22 protein-coding genes are annotated in these 24,702 nt (G+C 65.3%); 8 read left to right on the top strand and 14 right to left on the bottom strand.

Annotated features, from left to right (window positions below; translation table 11 throughout):
• Positions 1–37: 37 nt before the first annotated feature.
• Positions 38–493 (bottom strand): cupin domain-containing protein, encoded by a 456-nt coding sequence (locus BJA_RS40305; protein WP_038966115.1) that lies wholly within the window; start codon positions 491–493, stop codon positions 38–40.
• A gap of 131 nt (positions 494–624) precedes the next feature.
• Between BJA_RS40305 and BJA_RS40310 the strand changes: the two genes are divergently transcribed.
• Positions 625–1,248, top strand: a complete 624-nt coding sequence (locus BJA_RS40310) for a hypothetical protein (protein ID WP_011090663.1) — start codon at positions 625–627, stop codon at positions 1,246–1,248.
• Between the two features lie 158 nt (positions 1,249–1,406).
• Positions 1,407–2,753: an IS5-like element ISBj5_B family transposase gene (locus BJA_RS40315; RefSeq protein ID WP_011084757.1), complete on the top strand. Its 1,347-nt coding sequence runs from the start codon at positions 1,407–1,409 to the stop codon at positions 2,751–2,753.
• A gap of 124 nt (positions 2,754–2,877) precedes the next feature.
• On the opposite strand, the gene BJA_RS40320 is transcribed toward BJA_RS40315, so the two are convergent.
• Both BJA_RS40320 and pcaB read right to left on the bottom strand, forming a co-directional pair.
• Complete coding sequence (locus tag BJA_RS40320) at positions 2,878–4,134, bottom strand: aminopeptidase (RefSeq protein WP_011090664.1); 1,257 nt, start codon at positions 4,132–4,134, stop codon at positions 2,878–2,880.
• A 113-nt stretch (positions 4,135–4,247) separates the two neighbouring features.
• Positions 4,248–5,609: a 3-carboxy-cis,cis-muconate cycloisomerase gene (pcaB, locus tag BJA_RS40325; RefSeq protein WP_011090665.1), complete on the bottom strand. Its 1,362-nt coding sequence runs from the start codon at positions 5,607–5,609 to the stop codon at positions 4,248–4,250.
• 509 nt (positions 5,610–6,118) lie between these two features.
• On the opposite strand from pcaB, the gene BJA_RS40330 reads away from it, so the two are divergent.
• A complete protein-coding gene (locus BJA_RS40330) occupies positions 6,119–7,678 on the top strand; it encodes a winged helix-turn-helix domain-containing tetratricopeptide repeat protein (RefSeq protein WP_038966114.1) in 1,560 nt (519 codons plus the stop codon).
• A 62-nt stretch (positions 7,679–7,740) separates the two neighbouring features.
• Here the strand turns inward: BJA_RS40330 and phnE (BJA_RS40335) are convergent, their stop codons facing one another.
• The 4 genes from phnE (BJA_RS40335) to phnC form a co-directional block, all read right to left on the bottom strand.
• Complete coding sequence (phnE, locus tag BJA_RS40335) at positions 7,741–8,589, bottom strand: phosphonate ABC transporter, permease protein PhnE (RefSeq protein ID WP_011090667.1); 849 nt, start codon at positions 8,587–8,589, stop codon at positions 7,741–7,743.
• The gene (phnE, locus tag BJA_RS40340) at positions 8,586–9,470 is read right to left on the bottom strand and encodes a phosphonate ABC transporter, permease protein PhnE (protein ID WP_011090668.1); all 885 of its coding nucleotides are present in this window, start codon (positions 9,468–9,470) and stop codon (positions 8,586–8,588) included. Before phnE (BJA_RS40340) ends, phnE (BJA_RS40335) begins: the two co-directional genes overlap by 4 nt.
• A gap of 75 nt (positions 9,471–9,545) precedes the next feature.
• Entirely contained in the window at positions 9,546–10,481 is a 936-nt protein-coding gene (gene phnD, locus BJA_RS40345) for a phosphonate ABC transporter substrate-binding protein (RefSeq protein WP_011090669.1), read from the bottom strand.
• A gap of 64 nt (positions 10,482–10,545) precedes the next feature.
• Positions 10,546–11,355 (bottom strand): phosphonate ABC transporter ATP-binding protein, encoded by an 810-nt coding sequence (gene phnC, locus BJA_RS40350; RefSeq protein WP_011090670.1) that lies wholly within the window; start codon positions 11,353–11,355, stop codon positions 10,546–10,548.
• A gap of 173 nt (positions 11,356–11,528) precedes the next feature.
• On the opposite strand from phnC, the gene BJA_RS40355 reads away from it, so the two are divergent.
• Genes BJA_RS40355 through BJA_RS40365 form a run of 3 tightly spaced genes read left to right on the top strand, consistent with a single transcriptional unit; the run spans position 11,529 to position 14,095 of the window.
• On the top strand, positions 11,529–12,188 hold the full coding sequence (locus BJA_RS40355; RefSeq protein WP_038966112.1) for a chloramphenicol acetyltransferase: 660 nt from the start codon (positions 11,529–11,531) through the stop codon (positions 12,186–12,188).
• Positions 12,185–13,378 carry an alpha-D-ribose 1-methylphosphonate 5-triphosphate diphosphatase gene (locus BJA_RS40360; RefSeq protein ID WP_011090672.1) on the top strand — a complete coding sequence of 398 codons (1,194 nt, stop codon included), beginning with the start codon at positions 12,185–12,187 and terminating at the stop codon, positions 13,376–13,378. Before BJA_RS40355 ends, BJA_RS40360 begins: the two co-directional genes overlap by 4 nt.
• A gap of 18 nt (positions 13,379–13,396) precedes the next feature.
• Positions 13,397–14,095, top strand: coding sequence for a DUF1045 domain-containing protein (locus tag BJA_RS40365; RefSeq protein WP_011090673.1), 699 nt, complete (start codon positions 13,397–13,399; stop codon positions 14,093–14,095).
• Positions 14,096–14,098: 3 nt separating this feature from the next.
• On the opposite strand, the gene BJA_RS40370 is transcribed toward BJA_RS40365, so the two are convergent.
• The 7 genes from BJA_RS40370 to BJA_RS40400 form a co-directional block, all read right to left on the bottom strand.
• Entirely contained in the window at positions 14,099–14,692 is a 594-nt protein-coding gene (locus tag BJA_RS40370) for a hypothetical protein (RefSeq protein WP_011090674.1), read from the bottom strand.
• Positions 14,693–14,775: 83 nt separating this feature from the next.
• Positions 14,776–16,176, bottom strand: a complete 1,401-nt coding sequence (locus tag BJA_RS40375) for a selenium-binding protein SBP56-related protein (RefSeq protein WP_011090675.1) — start codon at positions 16,174–16,176, stop codon at positions 14,776–14,778.
• Positions 16,177–16,551: 375 nt separating this feature from the next.
• A complete protein-coding gene (locus BJA_RS40380; RefSeq protein ID WP_038966109.1) occupies positions 16,552–17,493 on the bottom strand; it encodes a dihydrodipicolinate synthase family protein in 942 nt (313 codons plus the stop codon).
• A gap of 124 nt (positions 17,494–17,617) precedes the next feature.
• Complete coding sequence (locus tag BJA_RS40385) at positions 17,618–19,699, bottom strand: methyl-accepting chemotaxis protein (protein WP_063921559.1); 2,082 nt, start codon at positions 19,697–19,699, stop codon at positions 17,618–17,620.
• Between the two features lie 123 nt (positions 19,700–19,822).
• Positions 19,823–20,593: an enoyl-CoA hydratase gene (locus BJA_RS40390; protein ID WP_011090678.1), complete on the bottom strand. Its 771-nt coding sequence runs from the start codon at positions 20,591–20,593 to the stop codon at positions 19,823–19,825.
• Positions 20,594–20,605: 12 nt separating this feature from the next.
• Positions 20,606–21,079 (bottom strand): MarR family winged helix-turn-helix transcriptional regulator, encoded by a 474-nt coding sequence (locus BJA_RS40395; protein WP_011090679.1) that lies wholly within the window; start codon positions 21,077–21,079, stop codon positions 20,606–20,608.
• A 51-nt stretch (positions 21,080–21,130) separates the two neighbouring features.
• Entirely contained in the window at positions 21,131–21,784 is a 654-nt protein-coding gene (locus tag BJA_RS40400) for a TetR/AcrR family transcriptional regulator (RefSeq protein WP_011090680.1), read from the bottom strand.
• A 91-nt stretch (positions 21,785–21,875) separates the two neighbouring features.
• Here BJA_RS40400 and BJA_RS40405 point away from each other — a divergent pair, with 91 nt between their 5' ends.
• Together BJA_RS40405 and BJA_RS40410 are read left to right on the top strand one after the other, a co-directional pair.
• Positions 21,876–23,123 carry an HlyD family secretion protein gene (locus BJA_RS40405; RefSeq protein ID WP_038966096.1) on the top strand — a complete coding sequence of 416 codons (1,248 nt, stop codon included), beginning with the start codon at positions 21,876–21,878 and terminating at the stop codon, positions 23,121–23,123.
• Positions 23,071–24,684 carry a DHA2 family efflux MFS transporter permease subunit gene (locus BJA_RS40410; protein ID WP_038966095.1) on the top strand — a complete coding sequence of 538 codons (1,614 nt, stop codon included), beginning with the start codon at positions 23,071–23,073 and terminating at the stop codon, positions 24,682–24,684. Before BJA_RS40405 ends, BJA_RS40410 begins: the two co-directional genes overlap by 53 nt.
• Positions 24,685–24,702 lie beyond the last annotated feature (18 nt).

Raw genomic sequence — 24,702 nt, forward strand, 5'->3', positions numbered from 1 at the left:
TGGGAAGGTCCTCGAAAAGTCTTGGTCCGGGCGTGCGCTAGCCGGCGCCCATCAGCGAGGCGGGACGGCGCTCGCCGGTGGAGACGAACATCCGCTTGAGCTTGTTGACGACGCGGATCAGGAAACCGATCATCACCGGATTGGTCTTGCGGCAGAAAGCGATTTTCTTGACGTGGCCTTCGACATGCCATTTGGCATGCGCGCCGTCGCGGAAGAAGATGACGTCGCCGGGACCGTAGCGCTTCGGCGGCATGCCGTCGCTTTCGAGCACGATCGATCCTTCCATGATCATGATCGTCTCGTCGATGTCGTAGTACCAGTTGAAGCGCCCTTCGGTGCAGGACCAGATGATGGTCGAGGCGGTACCGTCCGCGCTGGTGGACAGTATGTGCGAGCGCGACACCGGATTGCCTTCGATGATCCAGGACGGCTCGATCGGCCGCAGCTCGAGATCCACATTGCAACTACTAATTTCAATCAATGCGCGCGACATCTGTTTCCCCAGGGGATAGAATAGGTTTTTGGCCGGGTCGGGGCCCGGATTGTTTCCAATGATGTACACAACGCTAGTGATCGGCTTTTAATTCTTTCTTACGCAGGCCTCGACAATCAGCCGCAAGTTGCATGTGCGAAGCAGCTAACGCCGCGATTTCCCTGCAAATTCGCGCACATGAACCCATCTTTTCCGGGGTGCGACAAAATGCGCGAAGTGACCTGAAAGGAGCCGTGCTGATGCCCCTCACGCCCGAGGTTCTGACAGCCAACAGCCAGGTCGTCGCCCGGCTCGGGAGCCTTGATATCTCCTTCACGCCGGATGATGAGTCCTGGTTTACCATCGACGGCATCGAAGGCCCCCGGCAGGTCGGCAGCGACGGCTCCGGCGGCGCGTTCGTGCTGCTGCCGTCGCAGAATGTGCTCTACGTCTCATCGGAGGGCCGCGCAGGAATTATCGCTGGTACGTTCGAGGCCTTCATCCAGCTCGTCGTCGTCCGGCCCTACTGGCTCGACATTCTGAAATTCTCCGCGGGCGGCGACCTCGCGGAAATGCGGCGCGCGGCGGATGCACTGGAGGCGACCCTCGACGACGAGGATGAGGTCAACGAGGCCCGCGAGCAAATCCGCAAGGGCCTCGACCTGCCCGAGCCGGACGATCCGGTCGGTGCGCTCTACGAGGCGGTGGCTGCTTCCGACGCCATTGTGCGGACCACCGACGGCAGCCCGTTCACGACGCTGTTCAGTCGTCCGTGAAGAAGGACTAAGCCACTGATCGGGAATCTCGATTTGGGCTAAGGGGCATTTCCAGATTGCAAGGTTTTGATGCTTTGGGCGTCAGAACCTTGCGATTTGGTTTTCGTGGATTCCCTCGAAGCGGGAAGCATGATTCCTTGTCTGCATCGGAGGGAACGATGCGGCCGAAGAAGCACAAGACGACGGGATCGAACGATCTGTTCCGGGCTCGGCTCGACCAGATCATCAATATGAAGCACGAGCTGGTTCTGCTCGCCGGCAAGGTCGATTGGGACTGGATCGACGGCGAGATCGCGCCGCTCTACAGCGAGAACGGCAGGCCCGGGATCGAGACGCGCTTCATGATCGGTCTGCTGTTGCTCAAGCACATTTACGGGCTGTCCGATGAGGAGGTGTGCGAGCGCTGGGTCCATGACCCATACTTCCAGTTCTTCACCGGGGAAGAGTTCTTTCAGCACACGTTCCCGCACGAGCGCTCGGACCTGAGCCATTGGCGCAAGCGGCTTGGCGACAAGCTGGAGTTGCTGCTGGCCGAGAGCTTGCGGGTAGCGCACGAGGCCGGTGCATTACGCAGCCAGGACCTCAAGCGGGTTACGGTCGACACCACGGTGCAGCCGAAGGCCATCACCTTTCCGACCGATGCCAAGCTGCTGCATGCGGCCATCAAGGGGCTCAACCGCCTGGCGATCAGGCACGGCGTCAGGCTGCGGCAATCCTATGCTCGCATCGCCAAGGCCGCCGCGATGATGGCCGGCCGCTACGCCCATGCCAAACAGTTCAGGCGGCATCAGCGGCAGTTGCGTATCCTGCGTAGCCGGCTGGGCCGGATCATCCGCGACATCCGCCGCAAGATCGAAGGCCAGCCAGCACTGGAGCAGGCGTTCGCCCTCCCGCTCGGCCGGGCCACGCAGATCCGCTCGCAGCAGCAGCGCCAGCGCGGCTGGAAGCTCTATTCCTTCCATGCCCCGGAAGTGGAGTGCATCGGCAAGGGCAAGGCCAGCGCGCCTTACGAGTTCGGCGTGAAGGCCTCCATCGTCACCAACAACCGCCGGGCTCCCGGTGGCCTGTTCGTGCTGCACGCCAGCGCACTGCCCGACAACCCCTACGACGGTCACACCTTGCGGGACGTCATTGACCGCACCGAGACACTCACCGGCTGTCCGATCGAGCGGGCCTATGTCGACAAGGGATACCGCGGCCACGACGCACAAAATCCCCGTCGCGTCTTCATCTCCGGCCAGAAGCGCGGCGTTTTCGGTGTCATCAAGCGCGAGCTGCGCCGCCGCTCCGCCATCGAGCCCATCATCGGACACCTGAAGGCGGAAGGCCACCTCGGGCGCTGCTACCTCAAAGGCCGCGCCGGCGATGCCGCCAACGTCGTCCTCTCAGCCGTCGGACACAACTTCCGCCGCATCCTCGCCTGGCTGAGATATCTCTTGTGCCTGTTCCTGGCCCAGCTATGGCGCACGCTCGCCCGGCCAGCCTCGATCAATCCGGCTTCTTAACGGACGACTGTTCAACCGCTTCAGCATCGACAACAACCCGATGCTGCGCAACGCGGCGGCGTGAGAGCAGGAGAGACCGTTGCGAGGACGTTCACCCCTCCCCAGCGGGGAGAGGTGAAGCAAACTACTTCGCCCACTCGCCCTTGCGGAACACTGGCACCTTGCTGCCGTCGGCGAGGATGCCGTCGATGTCGGTCTCGGCCGAGCCGATCATCCAGTCGATATGGATCAGGCTCTGGTTGCCGCCCTGCGCGGCGATCTGCTGCGGCGTGAGCTGGGCGCCGTTGACGAAGCATTTCGAGTAGCACTGGCCGAGCGCGATGTGCGAGGCCGCGTTCTCGTCGAACAGCGTGTTGTAGAACAACAGCCCGCTCTGCGAGATCGGCGAGGAATGCGGCACCAGCGCCACCTCGCCGAGACGGCGCGCGCCCTCGTCGGTGTCGAGCACCTTGTTCAGCACCTCGGCGCCGCGCGAGGCCTTCGCGTCGACGATCCTGCCGTCCTCGAAGCGCACCGCGATGTTGTCGATCAGCGTGCCCTGGTAGGACAGCGGTTTCGAGCTCACGACATGACCATAGACGCGGCGGCAATGCGGCGTGGTGAAGACCTCTTCGGTCGGGATGTTGGCGTTGCAGCTGATACCGTTCTTGGACAGGGAGGCGCCGCCTTCCCATTCATGGCCGTCGGCAAGGCCGATGGTGAGATCGGTGCCCGGGCCTGAGTACTGCAACGCGCGGAAACGCTGGCCGTTGAGCCAGTTGGTGCGCTCGCGCAGCACCGCATTGTGGCTCGCCCAATTGGCCATCGCGTCCTCGCGATCGACGCGGGAGGCCGCGAAGATCGCATCCGCGAGCTTGCCGATCGCAACGTCCTCGGGATCGTTGGGGAACACCTGCTTGGCCCATGATGGGCTCGGATAGGCGATGATGTTCCAGTTGGTGTCGAAATTGACGATCTTTTCCAGTGCCGGCTGATAGGCCATCGAGTTGGCCTTGCTGGCGCGCGCTACCTTGGACGGATCCTCGCCCGACAGCAGCATCGGATTGTCGCCGACGATGGCGAGCCGCGCGGTGTTGTCGGAGAATGCCTTGGCCATGCCCTCATAGAGCCAGCCGGCGGCGCGATCGAAACTGTTGTCGTGACCGTGGCGGTAACGCGCCAGCGTCATCTCCTCGTCCGACAGGATCGGCGTCACGATACCGGCGCCGGCCTTGTAGGCATGAACGGCGATCCGCCGCACCAGCGGCAGCGCGATCGCCGGCGCCGTCAGGAGCAGATCCTGTCCCGGCCGCAAGCCCAGGCCCACCTTCACCGCCACCTCGGCCAGCCGGTCGAGTTTCGCGGGATCGATGGGAGTGGAGGTGATGCGTTGATCGGTCATGCCGGGTCCTCTGCCGAAAGTCTCTCGCTCAATCTAAGTCTAGCATCGCGAGACACAAGTATACGAGCGTATTGGGGGCGACGAAAGATACGCAGTTTCGCGCATCTTGGTTTTCAACGCGTTGCCGATTTCAGCACCCGGTCGACCATGGCGGGAGCAAGGCCGAGGTAATTTTTCGGTGAAGTGAGCGCATCGATCGTGGCGCGGTCGATTCTGGCAGAGACGCGCGAGTCGGACGAGAGCGCGTCCGCCAGCGTCAAACCTTTCTCGTTGGCGAGCCGGCAGGCGTCATAGACCACGTCATGCGCCTCCTGCCGCCCGATCTGGGGCGCGAGCCCCATCATGACCGCTTCGGCCACAATCAGGCCCCGGCTGATGGCGAGATTGTCGTTCATCTTCGCCTCGTCGACGATGAGGCCCGCGAGCGCGAACCTCGCCTGGTGCAGCGCCCCCGCGGCCAGCACGAAGCTTTCGGGGATTGCCATCCACTCGGCGTGCCAGGGGCCGGTGGCGCGCTCGAAATCCTGCACCATCGCATCCAGCATCAGGCCCGCGTGCTGGCGCACCGCCTTGGACGCCGCCAGCATCAGTTCCGAGGAGATCGGGTTGCGCTTCTGCGGCATGGTCGAGGAGGCGCCACGGCCCTTGACGAAGGGCTCGTAGACCTCGGCGAACTCGGTCGAGGCCATGATCATGATGTCGAGCGCGATCTTGCCGAGCGAGCCGGTGACGAGCGCGAGGAAGTTCACGGCCTCGGCAAAGCCGTCGCGCGCGACGTGCCAGGTCGAGGCGGGAACGCCGAGCTTCAGCTCGTCGCACAGCGCCTCCTGCACCTCAAAGCCCTTGTCGCCGAGCGAGGCCAGCGTGCCGGCGGCGCCGGCGAACTCGCCCACCAGGACCCGCGGCTTCAATTGCGCCAGACGCTCGGCGTGGCGATCGAACATCGCTAGCCAAATCGCGGTCTTGTAGCCGAAGGTCACCGGCAGCGCCTGCTGGAGATGAGTGCGCCCCGCCATCGGCGTATCGCGATGGCGCCTGGAGAGGTCGGCGAGAATCTTTCGCAGCTCCGCGATGTCGCGCTCGACGATCTCGAGCGCGGCACGCAATTGCAGCACTACGGCGGTATCCATGATGTCCTGCGTGGTCGCGCCCCAATGCACGTAACGGCCGGCATCGCCGCATTGCTTCACCATCTGGTGCACCAAGGGCAGGATCGGATAGCCGACGATGTCAGTCTCCTGCCTGAGCAGGTCGAAATCGAGCGCGGCAACGTCGGTCCGCGCCGCGATCTGGTCGGCGGCATCCTGCGGGATCACGCCGCATTTGGCCTCCGCCTTCGCCAGCGCCACCTCGACCTCGGCATAGCGCGCAACCAGCGCGACATCGGAAAACACCTCGCGCATCTCAGGCGTGCCGAAGGCGTCGCGGAACAGCATGGAGTCGAGCACGGTGGTCGAGGCGTGGAGAGCGGGCATGGGCGTTTCTTTATGGTTGGTGTTTTGTGTGGAAGCAGCTTACGCAGGCCGCGCCGTTCGGCAATGGACAATGCCGGGTCATCACACATTCGGAGTCTTGCATTAGTCTCGCCGCCGCGCGTCAAACCATCGGCTCCGTCATCCCCGCGCAACCGCGAAGCGGTTGTCGCTGGAGGTGCGAACCATGCGACGCGACGCGTCGCGTGGAGAGCCTCGAAGGATGGCAGGCCGGGATGCGGGCCGTCGCCCTTCGAGGGCCGCTGAAGAAGCGGCCACCTCAGGGTGAAGGGAAGCGCGGTCGGCGATATCAGATTGAGTACGTGGCCTGCGACAATCCGACTCCAGCCGCCACATTCCAGTCGAGGCTGCACTCCTCCCCGCAAATGGCATGGCAGCCATCTTGAGATCGCAATGAACCAAGCGGCCTCCCGGCGGACTCACAGACTTAGGTCGAAATCCGTTTTGCTTTGTCATTGCCCCGATGTCGTCGTGAGGTCTGAGTTTTCGACGTGCAGTTTCTGTTCCGGGATCACCTTCTCGACACCGACCGGCGCGAGCTGAGCCGCGAGCAGGTTCCCGTTTCCGTGGAACCGCAGGTTTTCGACCTCGTCGTCCATCTCATGGAAAACCGCGACCGGGTGGTCAGCAAGGACGAGCTGATCGACAAGATCTGGCACGGGCGCAGCGTCTCCGAATCCACCCTGACCAGCCGGATCAATGCGGCACGCAAGGCGGTCGGCGACAACGGCGCGAGCCAGGCGCTGATCCGAACCATCGCGCGCAAGGGTTTTCGTTTCGTCGGCGACGTCGAGACCAAGCTCGCCGCGGCCGCGCCGGAACCCGGCCGGTGGATACCAGCGCCGCAGGCGACACTCGCGCTGCCCGACCGGCCCGCCATCGCCGTGCTGCCCTTCACCAATATGAGCGGTGACCGCGAGCAGGACTATTTCTCCGACGGCATCAGCGAGGACATCATCACTGCGCTGTCGAAGCTGCGCTGGTTCTTCGTCGTCGCGCGCAACTCCTCCTTCGTCTACAAGGGCCGCGCCGTGCACATGCACGAGGTCGCGCGCGAGCTCGGCGTGCGCTACGTGGTCGAAGGCAGCGTGCGGCGGAGCGGCGAGCGCGTGCGCATCTCGGCCCAGCTCAACGACGTCTCGACCGGCAGCCATCTCTGGGCCGAACGCTACGACCGCGAGCTTGCCGACATCTTCGCCGTGCAGGACGACATCACCGAGGCGATCGTCGCCGCGATCGAGCCGCAGCTCTATACGGCCGAGAGCTTTCGCGCCGGGCAGAAGCCGCCGGGCAGCCTGGATGCCTGGGACCTCGTCATGCGCGCATTGTCGCATTACTGGCGCATCACCCGCGAGGACAATGCGGCCGCGCAAGGGCTGCTCGAGAAGGCCGTCGCGATCGATCCCGCCTATGGCAAGGCGCTGGGCCTGCTCGCGACCAGCCATATCTTCGGCGCGCATATGGGCTGGGCCGACATGGCCGCGACCGTGCCGGTCGCCGAACGCGCGGCGCTTGCGGCGGTGGAGGCCGATCGCGAGGACGCCTGGGCCCATCACGGCCTCGCCTACACCTACCTGTTCCGCCGCCGCTTCGACGACGCGCTGGCGGAGTTCGAGCTGACCTTGAGGCTCAATCCGAATTTCGCGATGGCGCACGCCTTCTACGGCGTGACGCTGTGCTACGCGGGACGATGGCAGGACGGCGATGCCGCCGCGCGCCGCGCGCTGCGGCTGAGCCCGCGCGATCCGCTCGCGGCGATCTATTGCGGGGTCGCCGCCTATGCCCAGTTCATCGGCCGCAATTACGAGGCAAGCTTGCAGATGGCGCGGGAATCGATGCGGCAGCGCGCCGATTTCGTCGGCGCACATCGCGTGCTGACGGCGGCCGCCGGCATGCTGGGTGATCCGGTCCTTGCCGCGTCCGCGCTGGAAGGCTTGCGCCGCGCCCAGCCCGGCATCTCGCTCGCCTGGATCACAAGCGAGCTGCCGATGCTGCTGGAGCAGGACCGCGAGCATTATCTGGAAGGATTGCGTCGCGCAGGGATGGAGTAGACTTCTCGCGCAGCATCGAGAGTGCGCCCTCCCCCCACAAGGGGCGAAGGGAGGCGAACAACCTAAGCCACCGCGCGCCGGCCGATGATCGCGAAACGGAGCTTGCCCGAGATGAAATCGATCGCGGCGACCGCGACCAGGATCATCAGGATCAGGAACGACACCTTCTGCCATTCCAGCACACGGATCTGCTCGGCGAGCTGGAGGCCGATGCCGCCGGCGCCGACGATGCCGATGATGGTGGCCGAGCGGGTGTTGGACTCGATGAAATAGAGCACCTGGCCGGCGATCACGGGCAGAACCTGTGGCAACAGGCCAAAGCGGATCTCGTGCAGTGCGCTGCCGCCGGAGGCGCGGATGCCCTCGACCTGCTTCTGGTCGGCGCCCTCGATCGCCTCCGAGAACAACTTGCCGAAGGCGCCGAAATCGGACACGGCGATGGCGAGCACGCCGGCGAAGGGGCCCAGGCCGACGACATTGATCCAAACAAGCGCCCAGATCAGCGTATCGACGCCGCGGATCGAATCCAGGAAACGGCGGATCGGGAAGCGCAGGATGTTTGACGGCACCACGTTGCGGGCGGCGAGCAGGCTGACCGGCAGCGCGAACAATGCGGCGAGCGTCGTGCCGAGCAGAGCGATCGACAGCGTCTCGCCGAGCGCCTTCAGATAGATCGGCAGCGAGGAGCCGGGATCGGGGGGGATCATCATCAGGCTGATCCAGCCGAGCTGGCTGAGGCCTGCGACGAAGCGCGACGGCGAGAAGTCGAGATCGACGAGGCCGTACACCAGGACCGCGAACGCCGCGACGATCATCGCCGGCATTGCGAGCCGCGCCGAGGCAGGCCGGTCGAACACGTCAGGATAGCGCGCGCGAAGCTCTCGCGTGTCAACCTCTTGCGGCCGCGTCACGTCCGCGCCTCCTTGCCGAACAGGCGGCCGCGCAGCCAGCCGGTGGTGATGTCTATGATGAAGACCGTAATGATGATGGTGAGCAGGATCGCGCTGACGTCCGAATAATAGAATTTGCGGATGGCGACGACGAGCTCCTGGCCGATGCCGCCGGCACCGACAAAGCCCATCACCGAGGCTTCGCGAACGTTGATCTCGAAGCGCAGCAGCGCGTAGCTGGCATAGCCCGCGGTCACCTGCGGCACGACGGCAAAGCGCATGCAGGAGAGCCAGCTCGCGCCGGTCGAGCGGATACCCTCGACCGGCTTCATGTCGGCGTTCTCGACGATCTCCGAGAACAATTTTCCGAGCGCGCCGGTGGAATGGATCGCGATCGCAAGCACGCCAGCCATCGGCCCGAGCCCGAAGGCGATCACGAAGATCAGCGCGAAGACGATGCCCGGGACGGTGCGTGCAAATTCGAGCAGACGCCGCACCGTAAAGCGCAGCCAGGGCGCGGGCGAGGTGTTTTCCGCCGCGAAGAAGTTCAGGACAAAGGCGAGGGTCGCACCGGTCAGCGTGCCGACATAGCTGATCAGCAGCGTCTCACCGAGCATCTTCAACCATTTGCGCCAGCCCCAAAGCCACTCGCCGACATCGGTCCAGACCCGCTGGCCGTTGTCGAGCGTGAGGATGCGATCGAAATAGCTGACGAAGTTGCCGAAATAGGTGAAGAAGGTGCGCAGGTTCACTTCGGCGCCGATCGCGGCGAGAAGCAGCGCGGCGGCGAACACCACGATTCCGAGCAAGAGACGGAGCCGCCTGCGCGCGACCGCCTGATTGTAAGCGGTGTTCAGCGCAGCCAGTTGCTGCTCGGGCAGGATCGAAACCGCGAGGGTCATCTGTTCAGGAAAAGTGGCCGATCAAAGAGAAAGAGCCGGGTCCATCGACCCGGCTCGAGTAGCTCGTCCCGAAACTCAGGACGCCTTCTTCTTACGCAGTGCATCGACGAACTTGATCAGCTCGATCGTGCCATCCCAGTCCTTGGTGGTGGCGGGATGGAAACCCTTCTTCTGGCCGTCCTGGAGGCGATCGAAGGCCGCCTTGTCCTTGGCCGGCGCGTCGAAGAACGCCTTCGCGATCGCCGCCTTCGCCTCTTCCGGCAGGTCGGAGTTGTAGGCATAGGGACCGTTGATGATCGGCGCCGACTTGTGGATGATGCGGAAATCGTCCTTCTTCATCGGCGAGCCGTCGGCATTCTTCAGCATGCCCTTGGTCAGCATCTGCGCCAGCGTCGAATCGTCGTCGCTGGTCCACTGGTTGGCCGCGACATCGACCGTGCCCTGCGCCAGCGCCAGGATCGCGTTCTCATGGCTGCCGGTGAAGACGACCTTGCTGAAATAGGTGTCGGCGTCCGCGATGCCCATCTTGTCGAGCTCGAAGCGCGGCACGTTGTTGCCGGACGTCGAGTTCGGGTCGACGAGGCCGAGGTTCTTGCCCTTGAGCTGGTCGATGCTCTTGTAGGGGCTGCTCGCCTTGACGAAGAACACCGAATAGTAGCCGGTCGAGCCGTCGGCGTTGATGTCGTTGGCAAACGCGTCGGTCTTGACGCCGGTCAGGCGGGCGCGGGCGAACGAGGCCGAGCCGTAGCTGGCGATATGGATATTGCCGGCGCGCTGGCCTTCGATGACGGCGGCGTAGTCATTGGCGATACGCAGCGTGACCTTCACGCCCAATTCCTTGGAGAGATAGCTCATGAACGGCGCCCAGCGCTCGGTCACGCCCGAGGCGTTTTCCGCCGGAATGACCGCGAAGGTCAGCTCGGAATATTTGGCTTTCCAGTCGTCGGCGGAGGCCGAGGTCGTGAATGCGAGCGCGGCGGCGCCGGCAAGAACTAGTCTGCGAGTGATCATGATACCCTCTTCATCGGTTGGGGTCGGTTGACGCAAAAACTGGCAACGACAGAAGCGATGCGGCTCAGGCGGCGGCCGCCGTTCCAAGCGCCGGAATGCCCTCGGGCGCCGGCACGGGCGAGCCGCCCATGACGTCGGTGGCTTCGAGATCGTAGAGCTCGCGCGCGACGTGATCGGTCAGCGCAGACGGTGCGCCGTCGAACACGACACGGCCCTGCGCCATGCCGATCAGGCGGTCGCAATAGCTGCGCGCCAAGTCGAGCGAATGCAGGTTGCAGAGCACGGTGATGCCGAAATGCTTGTTGATGCGCAGCAGCGCATCCATCACGATCTTGGTGTTGCGCGGGTCGAGCGAAGCGATCGGCTCGTCGGCGAGAATGATGTCGGGCTGCTGCACCAGCGCGCGGGCGATCGCGACGCGCTGCTGCTGGCCGCCGGAGAGCTGGTCGGCGCGCTGCGCGGCGAGCGCGGCGATATCGAACTGCTCGAGCGCGGACATCGCCAGCGCCTTGTCGTGTTCGGGCCAGGTCTGCGACAGCGAGCGCCAGGCCGGCATCGTCGCGAGGCGCCCCATCAGGACGTTGGTGAGAACATCGAGCCGGCCGACGAGGTTGAACTGCTGGAAGATCATCGCCGAGCGCGCCCGCCACTGCCGCAGCTCCTTGCCGCGCAGCGCTGTGACGTCGGTGCCGTCGAACAGGATGCGGCCCTGCGTCGGCGTCACCAGGCGGTTGATGGTCCGCAGCAGGGTGGACTTGCCCGCGCCGGATCTTCCGATCACGCCGACGAATCCGCCGGGGGAAATTTGAAACGAAGCGTCGTCCACCGCGGCTTTTGCGCCAAAGCGGCACGTCAGACCTTCAACCACCAGCATGCAGGGCTCCAGAGTAGCTGGGACCCACCGCTAACGCCGACGCTTGACACTTGTGTGACATGCACGTTGCGGTGCGGCGATCCAACACACCTCATCCCCTGTCATCGCTGCGTCATGACATTGTCATCGAGCCGCTCGAAGAGGAACGCCCGCCCTCACGCTTCGGATACGACATGGCCGGCAAAGCCCTTTCAGTCCAACCGACCATCGATCCCTCGGCCAAGCTGCACGAGACCCGGCTCGGCGCCTATACCGAGGTCGGCGCGCGCACGATCCTGCATGAAGTGACGATGGGCGATTACTCCTATGTCGTGAACGATTCGCAGATCACCTACACCACGATCGGGAAATTCTGCTCAATTGCGGCGATGACGCGTATCAACCCCGGCAATCATCCGATGCATCGCGCGACGCAGGCGCACTTCACCTATCGTTCCAGCGCCTACTTCCCCGGCGAGAGCGACGACACGGAGTTCTTCGACTGGCGGCGCCAGCATCACGTCCATATCGGCCACGACGTCTGGATCGGCCATGGCGCGATCGTGCTGCCCGGCCGCAACATCGGCACCGGCGCGGTGATCGCGGCCGGCGCCATCGTCACCAAGGACGTACCCGCCTACACCATCGTCGCCGGCAATCCCGCGCGAATCGTGCGGCGGCGCTTCTCGGAAGAGATCGCCGGGCGGCTTGCGCGGCTCGCCTGGTGGGACTGGGATCACGACAAATTGCGTGAAGCCTTGCCCGATTTCCGCAGGCTCGGGATTGAAGATTTTCTCTCCACGTATGAAGCACGGGCACACTCCCCTGTCAGCAAACGAAGCGCGGTCGCGTGACAGACATTTTCCTTGAGGGCGGCCGGGCCCTGATCGGCACCGAGTTGGTCGAGACGTCACTCAGCGTGGCCGGAACGGACATCGCACGGGTCGATGCCGCCCGTGGCCGGGCTCGGCTCGCGATCGATGCGCGCAATCTGCTGGTGTTGCCGGGAATCGTCGATCTGCATGGCGATGCCTTCGAGCGGCAGATGATGCCGCGCGCCGGCGTGGACTTCCCGATCGACGTCGCGCTCGCGGACAGCGACCGCCAGGCGATCAGCAACGGCATCACCACGGTGTTTCACGCCACGACCTGCTCGTGGGAACCGGGCCTGCGCAGCGCCGACAATGCGCGCGGCCTGATGGAGGCGATCGAGCGGCAGCGTCCGCAATTCGCTGCCGACACCCGCTTCCATCTGCGGCACGAGACCTACAATCTCGATGCCGAGGCCGAGATCAGCCGGTGGCTCGCCGAGGGCCGCGTCGACCTGTTTGCCTTCAACGACCACATGGACGGCACCGTCGCCGACATGGCCAAGCCGCGCAAGCGCAACCGCATGGTGGAGCGCACTGGCTTGTCCAGCGAGGATTTTGACGGGCTGGTCGACCGCGTGATCTCGCGCGCCGCCGACGTGCCGGCCTCCGTGTCGCGGCTCGCTGCTTCTGCCCGTGCGGCAGACGTGCGGATGCTCTCGCATGACGATGCGACACCCGCGATGCGCCGGGAGTTTCGCGAACTCGGCGCTGACATCGCCGAGTTTCCGATCAACGAGGAGACGGCGCGGGCGGCAGCGAGCCACGGCGATGCCATCGTCTACGGCGCGCCGAACGTCGTGCGCGGCGGCAGCCACACCGGCTGGACCCGGGCATCCGACATGATCGCAAAGGGGCTCTGCTCGGTGCTGGCGTCGGACTATTACTATCCCGCGCAACTGCTCGCCGCGTTCCGCCTCGCCGCCGATGGCGTGTTGCCGCTGACGGAGGCCTGGAGCCTGGTCTCCGCGGAGCCTGCGCGCGCGGCCGGCCTTGCCGACCGCGGCATCCTCGCCGAAGGACGCCGCGCCGACATCCTCCTCGTCGACGACACCGTGCCGCTGCGGCCGCGGCTCGTCGCGGTGATATCAGGCGGAAAGCTCGTGCATCTCACCGATGCGACGCGACTGCTCAGCGCGGCGGCGGCGCCGCGCGAGGCTGTCGTCGCGGCATAAATTGGCTATGCTGAGGCGATGACAGGTTTTCCCCGCTACGCGATCTATTTTGCCGCCGGCGCCGACAGCGCGCTGACCCGCTTCGGCGCCAAGCTGCTCGGCTACGATGCCTACACCGGCGACGAGGTGCCGTTTCCGCCCGAGGCGCTGCACGTTGCACCGGACTGGCGTGACGTCTCCGCCGATCCCCGCAAATACGGCTTCCACGCCACGCTGAAGGCGCCGATGGCGCTGACGCCCGGCAGCACCGAGGCGGAGCTTATGGCAGCCTGCGCGACATTCGCCGAAACGGCGCGGCCGATCCCGGCCATCCGCCCGATCGTCGACACCATCAGCGGCTTCATCGCCGTCATCCCGGCCGAGCCGGTCGATGCGCTCCAGCAGCTCGCCGCCGATTGCGCACGCGAGTTCGATTCCTTCCGCGCCGCTCTCACCGCGGAAGACCGCGCACGCCGGAAGCCCGACAAACTCACCGAGCGGCAGCGCGATTATCTCGACCGCTGGGGTTACCCCTACGTCATGGAAGAATTTCGCTTCCACATGACCCTGACTGGGCGGCTGGATGCAGAGCGCCGCGGACCGATCCTGGAGATGTTGCGGACGCGGTTCGCGTCGCTTCGTCTCGACACGCTGGCGATCGACCGCCTCGCCCTGTTCAGGCAGAACGAGACCAAGGCGCGCTTCCGCATCATCGGCGAGTGGGCTTTGGCGCGATAGACCTCAGCGCCAGCTCGCAAGATTGAAGGCGAGCGCCACCGCGCCAACCAGAACGAGGCTGGTCGCCCAGACTGCATCCAGATTGAACCAGCTGCGCGAGACGAACCTCAATCCCAGATAGCGGTAGACCAGCCACGCCAGAGATCCGCCGGCGCTGACCATGGCGGCAACGTGCACCAGGGACACCAGCACCGCCATCCCGAGACTTGCCTTCATCAGCGCGCCCGCCGCCTCATGGCCGGCATCGAGCTCGAGGGCCTGGCAGAGCCCGAGATAGATCGGCACGAGCATCAAGGCCGCGCCGTGGGCAATGGCAACGGCGAATGACCAGAGCGCCAATTGCGTTGGCGGAATTCGTGCCAGCGCGCGGGGATGGCGCCGCTCGATCAGCCGATAGACACCGAAGCCGATGACGAGAAGGCTCGCACTGATCTGGATCGAACGCTGCCACTCGGCCAGCACGAGCAGGAACGCGAATGGCAGCAGCACGAGAAGTGTTGCCAGGAGATGTCCGGCCGCCAGGGCCCACAACGCACGGAACAGCGCGCGTGGGCTCTTGTCCATGAGCCCGGCCGAAACAGCGAGCGGCCATCCCATTCCCGGGTTGACCCCGTGGTAGAGGCCGCTCGCAACAAGAGCGAGCCAAAGCCAGCCAAGCGCCGGGCTCGCGTGCGCCCCATCTAGACCGACGGGTAGCAAAAGGAATCCGTCGAACAATCGCCGCCCTCGAGCCTGATCTGGTGCGCACGATATCCGTCGGGGAAGCTCACGAAATAGTCCTTGTCGAGCTCGAGGCCGCCGTTGCCGCCGACATTGGCCATGACTTCCACGCCCGGAACCCCGTCGGGATAGAACTGATCGTCCCAGGTGGAATAGAGCGAATTGGTCCAGTACACGCGCCTGCCGTCGCGGCTGATCTCGACCATCTGCGGACCGGCAGCAAATGCCTTGCCGTTCGGATGGGGGGTGCGGCGCGCGATGCCGCCGATGTGGACCGAGCCCGCAAGCTTCGGCTTTCGCGGATCACTCACATCGTACTGGCGCATTTCACCCGTGCCCCAGCACGAGACATAGAGGAACCGGTCATCCATCGACAGGTCGATGTCGGTCACCAGCGGCGGCACGGCGCCAAATCCCTGCAGCAGCGGCGGGAGCTTCTCCTTTGGCGCAGGTTCGGGAGGGATCGTCGCCGTCTTCTCGGCATGGAATTTTCCGCCTTCGCGCCACCAGGTCCAGATCGATGCTTCGAGGTTCGTGGTGTCGACCACGACGCCAACGAAGCCGTATTCGCGAACCGGATCGTGCGCGGGCCGCACCTCCAGCGCCATCTGATGATTGGCGCCGAGGTCGATGGTCTGGACGTTGCGACGGGCGCGAAGGTCCCAGAAGTGGAGACGATGGCCATATTTGTTCGACAGCAGATCTTCCGGAACGATCCCGTTCTCGAACTGCGGCGGCAATGCCCATTCGCTCGTCACCATGTAGTCGCGCGGCAGATTCCACCAGAAGTCATAATGCAGCGTCTGCGGGCCACGGTCGATCTCCCATCGTCCAAGGACCTCGAACGTCTCGCAATCCATGATGAAGACGCCCGGAGGTCCGTTGGTGCCGTCCTTGCCGCCGCCGCCCAGCGTGCTGACATAGATGCCGTCCGGCCCGCAATGGATGGTGTGCGGGCGCGAGTAGCCGGTCTTCTTGAAGACTTCCTCCGGTTCGATGATCTTGTGGATCTTGGCTTTGGTCGGATCGGGCTTGGTATCGATGATGTAGATCCGCGACGAGCGCAGCCCGGGGATGATGAGATAGCGCCGCTCGATGAAGGCGTGTCCGGCGAGCGGCGACAAGGCGGAAGAGCAGGCATTCCAGCCGAAGTGATGAAACTCGTCGCCTTTGTTGGGCATCGTCACGGTGTGGACGATCTGGCCATAGGTCGGCGATCCCGGCTTGACGTCGATGACCGCAAGAGCATCCGGCTTTGAGAAATCCGGACTGAGCAGCAACGTATAGGCAAAGTTCTCCGCAGGTGCTTCCATCGCAAGCTTGGGCGATGCGTGAAAGGTGGGATCCGGCCTCATCGTCATGGCACTGCCTCCCTGTTCTGTCGGTTCGCGCCAACCTGGCTCGGGACAGCGGCATAATGAAGAACTGGTGCGCGATGTCTTGAGCTGCTCCGCGGGCTTCGTTGGCGAGCCTACAATATGTCATCGCCGGGCTGCGGGAAACGGCCCGAGCCGCGCCAATTCGACGCCTTCCGCCAAATGGAAGCCGGCGGGATCAGGCTAGGGCCCCTCACACTCGGTGTCGTCCCGGCGAAGGCCGGGACCCATACCCCCAGGGAGGGGTTTGGCGAAGGCTAGTAGTAAAAGTCTTCCCGCGGTACCAACACCTGCGTTCACCGATAGATCACGCGGTATGGGTCCCGGCCTTCGCCGGGACGACGACTGGGGAATTGGCCGCTACTTCCCCCACCGCAGCGCCAGGGCATCCCGCTCCTTCGCCAGCTCCAGCAGCCCCGCGCGCGTCGCGGGATGCAGCGGCTGGAGCGGATGGCGCACGGCGTCCGATTTGATCACGCCGCCGGCCTGCATCATGGCCTTGCAGGCGATCAGGCCGCATTGGCGGTTCTCGTAGTTGATCAGCGGCAGCCAGCGCTCATAGGCGGCTTTCGCTTCCTCGCGCTTGCCGGCGAAATAGGGATCGATGATCTGGCGGATGCCGTCGGGATAGCCGCCGCCGGTCATGGCGCCGGTGGCGCCGGCGTCGAGATCGGCGAGCAGCGTGATCGCCTCCTCGCCGTCCCACGGGCCCTCGATATCCTTGCCGCCCACCTCGATCAGGCTGCGGAGCTTTGCCGCGGCGCCCGGCACCTCGATCTTGAAATAGCGGATGTTGGAGAAGTCGCGCGACAGCCGGGCGAGCAGCTCGACCGACAGCGGCGTGCCGGCCACCGGCGCGTCCTGGATCATGATGGGAATATTGATCGCGCCGGAGAGCACCTTGAAGAATTCGACGATGCCCTTCTCCGGCACGCGAAACGTCGCGCCGTGATAGGGCGGCATGACCATCACCATGGCGGCACCGGCCGCTTCGGCCTGCTTGCTGCGCGCCGCACAGACGGCCGAGCTGAAATGGGTCGTGGTGACGATGACGGGAACCCGTCCCGCGACATGCTCCAGCACCGCATGCATCACGGTTTCGCGCTCGGCGTCGGTGAGCACGAACTGCTCGGAGAAATTGGCGAGGATGCAGAGGCCATTCGAGCCTGCATCGATCATGAAATCGATGCAGCGGCGCTGGCCCTCAAGGTCGAGCTCGCCGCGCTCGTCGAAGATGGTGGGCGCGACCGGGAACACGCCGCGATAGGGGCGCTGGGCCTTGTGGTGGGGCGTAACCGGCATCGAACTCTCCATCCCTGATATTCCTGCACATCTAACGCCGCACTCGCGCGGCACGACAGATGTACTCGGGGCGCGGATCGGCGGCAATGCCGATCCGCGTTCCGTTGGAACAGGGATGTGAAAGTTAAGCGGTCTTCACCGCGCCGAGGAAACCTTCGACCGCGACGCGGAGGCGATCGGCGTCTGCCGACATCTTCTTCACGGATTCCGACAGCACCGTGCCGGCGTTGCCGGTTTCCTGATTGAGCTTGGCGACGCTGCCGATGGTGTCGGTCACCTCACGGGTGCCTTGCGCGGCCTGCTGGAAGTTGCGCGAGATCTCGGTGGTGGCCGCCCGCTGCTGTTCGACGGCGGCCGCAATCGCGGTCATCTTCTCGTCGATGCCGCTGATGGCGCCGCCGATGGAACGGATGGCGGTTACCGCCTGACCGGTCGCGCCCTGGATCTCCTCGACCTGGCGGGAGATCTCTTCGGTGGCCGTCGCGGTCTGCGCGGCGAGACTCTTGACCTCGCCGGCGACCACGGCAAAGCCGCGGCCGGCCTCGCCCGCGCGTGCGGCCTCGATGGTGGCGTTCAGCGCAAGCAAATTGGTCTGGCCGGCAATGGCGTTGATCATCTTCACGACCTCGCCGATGCGGCTTGCGGTCTGGTCGAGGATTTCGACCGTGGCGTTGGTCCGCTCGGCCTGCGACACGGCCTCGCGGGCCTCGCGCGCGCTCGACTGCACCTGCGCGGAAATCTCGCCGACGGAGGCCGAGAGCTCCTCGGTCGCGGCAGCGATGGTCTCGAGATTGTTGGTGGCCTGCTCGGCAGAGGAGGCGACCGCCGCGGTCTGGCTGCTGGATTCCGAGACCAGCGTACGCACATCGGTCGCCGTCGCATCGAGCTCCCGCGCCGACGCGGCAACGCCGTGGATGACGGCCTGCACGGTGTCGTCGAAGCTGCGGCAGGCGGCATCGACGGTGCCGGAGCGGGCAAGCTGGAGCGCCTGCTGCGATTCACGTTCCTGACCGAGACGCTCCGCGGTCGCGGCGCTCTCGCGCAGGCTCTCGAGCGCAGCCGCCATGGTGCCGAACTCGTCGGGATACCGGGATTGCGGAACCGGTGTCGAATAATCTCGCGCGCCGATGCGGGCGATGGCATCGAGAATGGCGCGCACCGGACGCATGAGGCGCGTGCGCACCACATAGACGCCGGCCAAGGTCACCGCGAGCGCCACAAGGAAGGCGAGCGACTGCACGACGAGATTGGTGAGGGCCTTGGCCTGAACGGCCTCGGCGCGCGCGATCGACTGGTCCAGCGCCTTGTTCGCGACCGCGACGATCGACGCGAACGGCGACTGGCACAGCGCATTCCATTCCGAGGCGGGCATCGCGGGCTTGCCGCTGCCGTCAAAATTCCTGGTGAGCTCTCCGATCTGCTTCAGGACGCCATCGGTCTTGGCCTTCGCGTCCGACGCTGCCGTAACCAGCTCCGCCGTCACCTCGGGCGCAGCCAGCAACTCGGCCATCCCCGCCCAGCCAGAGGCGATCGTGCCATCCCATTGCGCCACCGACCGCTTCTGAACGTCGTCGAGCGGCTTGCTGCTGTTGACGTTCGAGCGAAGCGACGAACAATGGACCCCATAACGGTCGCGCACCTGCCAGGCAAAGCGGCGAACCTGAATCATGCGGGCGATGTAGGGATCGTTCATCCAGGCGCGGTTTGACACCGCGGTGGAGGCGAGGTTCGCGGTGTCGATGACCTTGGTGACGGCATCGTACCAGACATTGGTACGTTCCATCTTGCGCTCGGCCCGCGGACGCTTGGCTTCGTCGTAGAACAACTCGAACTGCGGCGCGGCTTCGTTCCAGCGCTGCTTCAGCGTATTCGCGAGCTCGTCGCGCCGGTCGAATTCGATCGTGGAGAGCGCCGAAGCGATGGATTCATAGCCGGCCTGCTCGGCCTTCTCTGCGGCTCCCAACTTGGCGCGCGGCTCGTCCTCGCCGAGCAGTGCGCTCTGGGCGTCGCCGCGATTGTTGCGCAGCGACAGCACGCCGTGGAAGATGGTCTTGTCGGCGGCGGCAAGCCGCGCGGTTTCGAGACTGTCGCTGTAACGGCCGAAGGCCCCGACCATCTGGATCGCCGTGCTGGCCAGGGCGCCGGCCGCAAGCAGGGCCATCAAGGTCAGAAGAAGCGAGCTTACCGATTTCTTAAACATTGCCATGAGGTCAAGGGGCCTACTCTTCAACGAGTGGCCACCTTGCATCGCAACCTGCCAATGTTTCGTTAAGGTTTTAGTCGATTTGAGCCGGCTCCGCCTGCACCCATTCGGGCGGCCCGCCGCTCCTTACGCGACTTTCGTAAAATCGGGCGCCCGGCGCTCGGCAAACGCCGTGAACGCTTCACGCGCCTCCGCGGTGCGCACGCGCTGCGCGAACTGCTCGCCCTCCGCCTGCATCTGCGCGACCAGCGCCTCGCCGTTACGCATCAGCTTCTTGGTGGCGGTGAGCGCGCCGGCCGGCTGGCGGGCGAGACGCTGCGCCAGCGCGAGGGTCTCGGCGTCGAGCTTGTCGAGCGGGACAACGCGGTTGGCGAGCCCCCATTCCAGCGCAGCCTTCGCCGGCACCGTCTCACCCAGCGCAAACATCTCGTAGGCGCGGGCATAGCCGATGCGCGCCGGCATCAGCAGGCTGGAGGCGGCTTCCGGCACCAGCGCGAGGCTGACGAAGGGCGTGGACAATTGCGCGTTGTCGGCGAGCACGACGAGATCGCAATGCAGCAGCATCGTGGTGCCGACGCCGACGGCGCGGCCCTGCACGGCCGCAACCAGCGGCCGCGTGCAGCGCGCCAGCGACTGGATGAAGCGTATGACGTTGCGGCTGCCTTCCGACTTTCCGCTCGCAACGGCCGCGAACTCGCCGACGTCGTTGCCGGCGGTGAACATGTCGCCCTCGCCGCGGATCAGGATCACACGAGCGGACGGATCGAATTCGGCGGACTCGATTGCATCGGCGAGCTTGCCGTACATCGCATCGGTCAGCGCGTTCTTCTTGTCGGGGCGCGCCAGCGTGAGCGTGAGAATTCCACCGTTGTTCTCGATCCGGACGTGCTCGGTCATTGGGCTCTCCTCTTATTCCTCTGGATCTCTTGCAGGGTCTCTTGCAGGGTCTCTTGGAAACTTGTCCTGAATGCTCGACAGCCAGCGCGCGACGATGTCGATCTCGGCGCTGGTAAATCCGTCCGTCAGCGCCGCGTTGATCTCCGCCGCCGAGGTTTTTGCATGCGCCAGCACGGTACGCCCCTTCGGCGTCAGCCACACGCGCCAGGCGCGTCCGTCCTCGCGATCGGGCCGCCGCTCGATCAGCCTTGCGGCTGCGGTGCGGTCGACGAGGCCGGAAATCCCGGCCGGCCCCATATCCAGCGCCGCGCCTGCCTCTCCCATCAGGACGCCGTCCTGCCTGCCGAGGATGAACAACAGCCCCGCCTGCGCCGGCGTCACCTCGCTCTCGGGCTGCGCCGCCATCCAGCGCTGCAACCGGCGTTGCGCGACGCTGAGCAGGTAGATCAGCCGGTGATGCCTCGCTGCGGCGGTTTTATTTCGCATGCGAAATAGATAGCCGAGACCGACCGGATTGTCAAAGGGCGGCTGCCGGGCCTAGATAGCGCGACAGCCATCCAGAAACAGCGCCGCGCAGGTCTTGACGCGCCGCTCGATGTCCTTGCGTGACGGCAGCGCCAACCCGCCATAGATCGCCGCACGCTGCGGCGCCGACGCGACCATGCCGATCAGCATCCCGGCGGCCTCCTCGACGTCATCGAGCGCGATGCGCTTCTTCTTCACCTGGGCACGCAGCCAGCCGGCAAGCGCCGTGACGGTGCGGGAGATGCCGTTCTTGTAGAAATGGGCTGCAAGCTCCGGGAATGCGGCCGATTCCTGCAGCACCATGCGCTGCAACGCCACGACTTCCGGATCGAGCGCAAGATCCGCGCAGGCCAGCAGCGCGGCGCGCAGGCCCTTTTCGATGTCGACCTCGTCGCTTGCCTGGAGATCGACCGCGGAGAGCAGCCGCTCGAGCCTGTCGGCGCACATCGCCTCGAACAGCGCGGCCTTGCCGGGAAACAGACGATAGAGCGTCTTGGTGGAGATGCCGGCGCGGCGCGCCAGCTCCTCGGTGCTGGTCGCCGCATAGCCGTCGCCGGCAAAGGCCTGCCGTGCGGCCTCGAGAACGATTCCCTTCGTCTCCTCGTCGCTACGCACCGGCGGCCGACCGCGCGGACGGCATTCGTTTTCCGATTTTGCCTGAGCCATGTCTTTACATGATGCCTGTCATTCCATTGACAATTCCAAAGCTAGTCGCATTTTGGAAATTATCAAGTTTCCTAATTCAGGGGAGCCGGCCATGACCGTCCACACCACCCCGACTGCCGCCGCCCAGACCGCCCTTCCAGCGGCCGCCCTGGAGGGCGTCCTGCCCGCCGCGCCGGTCCAGGCACGCCGGAAAAAGCTCAATTTTCGCAAGCTGTTGCTGATGGGAGCCGCAGCCGTCGCGCTGGCCGGCGCCAGCTGGTACGGCTACGACTACTGGACCGTCGGCCAGTACCTCGTCTCCACCGATGACGCCTATGTGAAGGCCGACAACACCACGATCGCGCCGAAGGTCAGCGGCTATCTCAACCGGGTCCTGGTCGCCGATAACGAGCATGTGAAGGCCGGTCAGGTGCTGGCCCGGATCGACGACCGCGACTTCCGCGTCGCGCTTGACCAGGCCAGGGCCGATGTGCAGGCGGCGAACGCGACGATCGCCAGCAAGGAAGCGCAGCTCGAGGTTCAGCAGGCGGTGATCAAGGCCGCGCGCGCCACGCTCGACGTCGACCAGGCCGCCCTCACCTTCGCCGCTCAGGACAACAAGCGCTACACCGATCTCGCCGCGACCGGCTCCGGCAGCGTGCAAAATGCGCAGCAGGCGCAATCGCGCATCGCCTCGGCACAGGCGACGCTCGAGCGCGACACCGCCAACCTCGCTTCGGCTCTCAAGCAGGTCGACCTGCTCAAGGCCGAGATCGTGCAGGCCAAGGCGGCGGCCGCGCGCGCGGAAGCCGTGCAGCACCAGGCCGAGCTGAACCTCGGCTACACCACCGTGATCTCGCCGATCGACGGCGTCGTCGGCAACCGCTCCTTGCGCGTCGGCCAGTTCGTGCAGGCGGGAACGCAGCTGATGTCGATCGTGCCGACTGATGGCGCCTATGTCGTCGCCAATTTCAAGGAGACGCAGCTCACCCACGTGCAGGCGGGACAGGCCGTCGACATCGAGGTCGACATGTTCCCGGGCCAGATCGTGCACGGCCGCGTCGATTCCATCGCACCCGCCAGCGGCCAGGAGTTCGCGCTGCTGCCGCCCGACAACGCCACCGGCAATTTCACCAAGGTGGTGCAGCGCATCCCGGTCAAGATCGCGCTCGACGCCGCGCATGGCCCCGCGATTGCGCTCCGGCCCGGCATGTCCGTGATCCCGACCATTGCAACACGTTCGACCGCGCCGGCCGCGAATGCGGCCGCCGCGCCCAAAGCGAAGCTCGTCTCCGGAGGGTCGTGCCATGTCAAACAGCCTTTCAATTTCGACGCAAGCAGCACCGGCCGCGACGCCTGATCGCGCCGTCGCCGATCCCGCCCGCGCGAGCGCCGCGACCTGGATCGCCGTGCTCGCCGCCATGATCGGCTCGTTCATGGCGATCCTGAACATCCAGATCACCAACGCCTCGCTGCTCAACATCGAGGGCGGCATCGGCACCGGCGCGGACAACGGCTCCTGGATCTCGACGTCGTATCTGATCGGCGAGATCATCGTGATCCCGCTGACCGACTATTTGAGCCGCGTGTTCTCGTTCCGCCGCTACATGCTGGCGAGCGCGTCGCTGTTCGCCGCCTTCTCCGTCGCCTGCGCCTTCACGCACGATCTGCCGTCGATGATCGCGATGCGCGGCCTGCAAGGCTTTGCCGGCGGCGTGCTGATCCCGATGGCGTTCACGCTGGTGCTGACCAAGCTGCCGAAGCCGCAGCAGCCGGTGGGGCTCGCGATCTTTGCGCTGTCCGTGACCTTCGCCCCGGCGATCGGCCCGACCATCGGCGGCTATCTCACCGAAACCTACGGCTGGCGCACCATCTTCTTCGTCAACGTGATCCCGACCGCGGTGATGGTGGCGGCGCTCTATCTGACGCTGGAGAAGCAGAAGATGCAGCTCGGCCTCCTGAAGGAGGGCGACTGGGCCGGCATCTTCACCATGGCGATCGGACTGTCGGCGCTGCAAGCGGTGCTGGAGGAAGGCAACAAGGACGACTGGTTCTCCTCGCCCTTCATCGTCAAGCTCGCGGTGATCGCGGCCGTCAGCCTGACGCTGTTCGTCACGATCGAGCTCACGATCGAGAAGCCGCTGATCCGGCTGCGCCTCCTCGCTCAGCGCAATTTCGGCTTCGGCACGCTCGCGATGACCATGGTCGGCTTCGCGCTGTTCGGCTCGGTCTACATTCTGCCCGCCTATCTCGGCCAGGCGCAGGGCTATAACGCCGAGCAGATCGGCAACGTGCTGGCCTGGACCGGCCTGCCGCAGCTCGTGCTGATCCCGCTGATCCCGAAACTGATGCAGCGCTTCGACACGCGCTACATCGCGATCACCGGACTTCTGATCTTCGCCTACAGCTGCTTCATGAACACGGCGATGTCGCCGGACTATGCCGGCGACCAGCTCTGGATCCCGAACATCGTGCGCGCCGTGGGGCAGGCGATGGTGCTGACGCCGCTGACCTCTGTGCTGACGGGCGGCATCGCACCGCAGGATGCGGCCGCAGCCTCCGGCATCAGCAACATGTTCCGCAACCTCGGCGGCGCGATCGGCACGGCGACGCTTGCCACCATCATCACCAAGCGCGAGCAATTCCACTCCAACATCATCGGCCAGTCGGTCACGCTCGGCCGCGAGGAGGTCCGCAGCCGCATCGCGCAGATGACGGACTACTTCATCGCGCACGGCGTGCCCGACCCCCATGCCGCGCGCGAGCAGGCCATCATCGCGCTCGGCAAGACCGTGAAGCGCCAGGCGCTGGTGATGGGCTATTCCGACACCTTTGCGGTGATCGGCGCCGTGCTGGTGCTCGCCGCGATCGCGGTCCTGCTGACGCGGCGGGTGAAGGCGGCGGGTGGGCCGGCGCATTGAGCCGTTCCGTTGACGTCC

It is taken from the genome of Bradyrhizobium diazoefficiens USDA 110 (assembly GCF_000011365.1).
Classification (GTDB): Bacteria; Pseudomonadota; Alphaproteobacteria; order Rhizobiales; family Xanthobacteraceae; genus Bradyrhizobium; species Bradyrhizobium diazoefficiens.

What these genes read in the sequence shown, in the direction of transcription:
- BJA_RS40305 (WP_038966115.1), bottom strand. Translation starts at nt 493, where the DNA reads ATGTCGCGCGCATTGATTGAAATTAGTAGTTGCAATGTGGATCTCGAG.
- BJA_RS40310 (WP_011090663.1), top strand. Translation starts at nt 625, where the DNA reads ATGTGCGAAGCAGCTAACGCCGCGATTTCCCTGCAAATTCGCGCACAT.
- BJA_RS40315 (WP_011084757.1), top strand. Translation starts at nt 1,407, where the DNA reads ATGCGGCCGAAGAAGCACAAGACGACGGGATCGAACGATCTGTTCCGG.
- BJA_RS40320 (WP_011090664.1), bottom strand. Translation starts at nt 4,134, where the DNA reads ATGACCGATCAACGCATCACCTCCACTCCCATCGATCCCGCGAAACTC.
- pcaB (WP_011090665.1), bottom strand. Translation starts at nt 5,609, where the DNA reads ATGCCCGCTCTCCACGCCTCGACCACCGTGCTCGACTCCATGCTGTTC.
- phnE (WP_011090668.1), bottom strand. Translation starts at nt 9,470, where the DNA reads ATGACCCTCGCGGTTTCGATCCTGCCCGAGCAGCAACTGGCTGCGCTG.
- phnD (WP_011090669.1), bottom strand. Translation starts at nt 10,481, where the DNA reads ATGATCACTCGCAGACTAGTTCTTGCCGGCGCCGCCGCGCTCGCATTC.
- phnC (WP_011090670.1), bottom strand. Translation starts at nt 11,355, where the DNA reads ATGCTGGTGGTTGAAGGTCTGACGTGCCGCTTTGGCGCAAAAGCCGCG.
- BJA_RS40355 (WP_038966112.1), top strand. Translation starts at nt 11,529, where the DNA reads ATGGCCGGCAAAGCCCTTTCAGTCCAACCGACCATCGATCCCTCGGCC.
- BJA_RS40365 (WP_011090673.1), top strand. Translation starts at nt 13,397, where the DNA reads ATGACAGGTTTTCCCCGCTACGCGATCTATTTTGCCGCCGGCGCCGAC.
- BJA_RS40370 (WP_011090674.1), bottom strand. Translation starts at nt 14,692, where the DNA reads ATGGGATGGCCGCTCGCTGTTTCGGCCGGGCTCATGGACAAGAGCCCA.
- BJA_RS40375 (WP_011090675.1), bottom strand. Translation starts at nt 16,176, where the DNA reads ATGACGATGAGGCCGGATCCCACCTTTCACGCATCGCCCAAGCTTGCG.
- BJA_RS40380 (WP_038966109.1), bottom strand. Translation starts at nt 17,493, where the DNA reads ATGCCGGTTACGCCCCACCACAAGGCCCAGCGCCCCTATCGCGGCGTG.
- BJA_RS40385 (WP_063921559.1), bottom strand. Translation starts at nt 19,699, where the DNA reads ATGGCAATGTTTAAGAAATCGGTAAGCTCGCTTCTTCTGACCTTGATG.
- BJA_RS40390 (WP_011090678.1), bottom strand. Translation starts at nt 20,593, where the DNA reads ATGACCGAGCACGTCCGGATCGAGAACAACGGTGGAATTCTCACGCTC.
- BJA_RS40395 (WP_011090679.1), bottom strand. Translation starts at nt 21,079, where the DNA reads ATGCGAAATAAAACCGCCGCAGCGAGGCATCACCGGCTGATCTACCTG.
- BJA_RS40400 (WP_011090680.1), bottom strand. Translation starts at nt 21,784, where the DNA reads ATGGCTCAGGCAAAATCGGAAAACGAATGCCGTCCGCGCGGTCGGCCG.
- BJA_RS40405 (WP_038966096.1), top strand. Translation starts at nt 21,876, where the DNA reads ATGACCGTCCACACCACCCCGACTGCCGCCGCCCAGACCGCCCTTCCA.
- BJA_RS40410 (WP_038966095.1), top strand. Translation starts at nt 23,071, where the DNA reads ATGTCAAACAGCCTTTCAATTTCGACGCAAGCAGCACCGGCCGCGACG.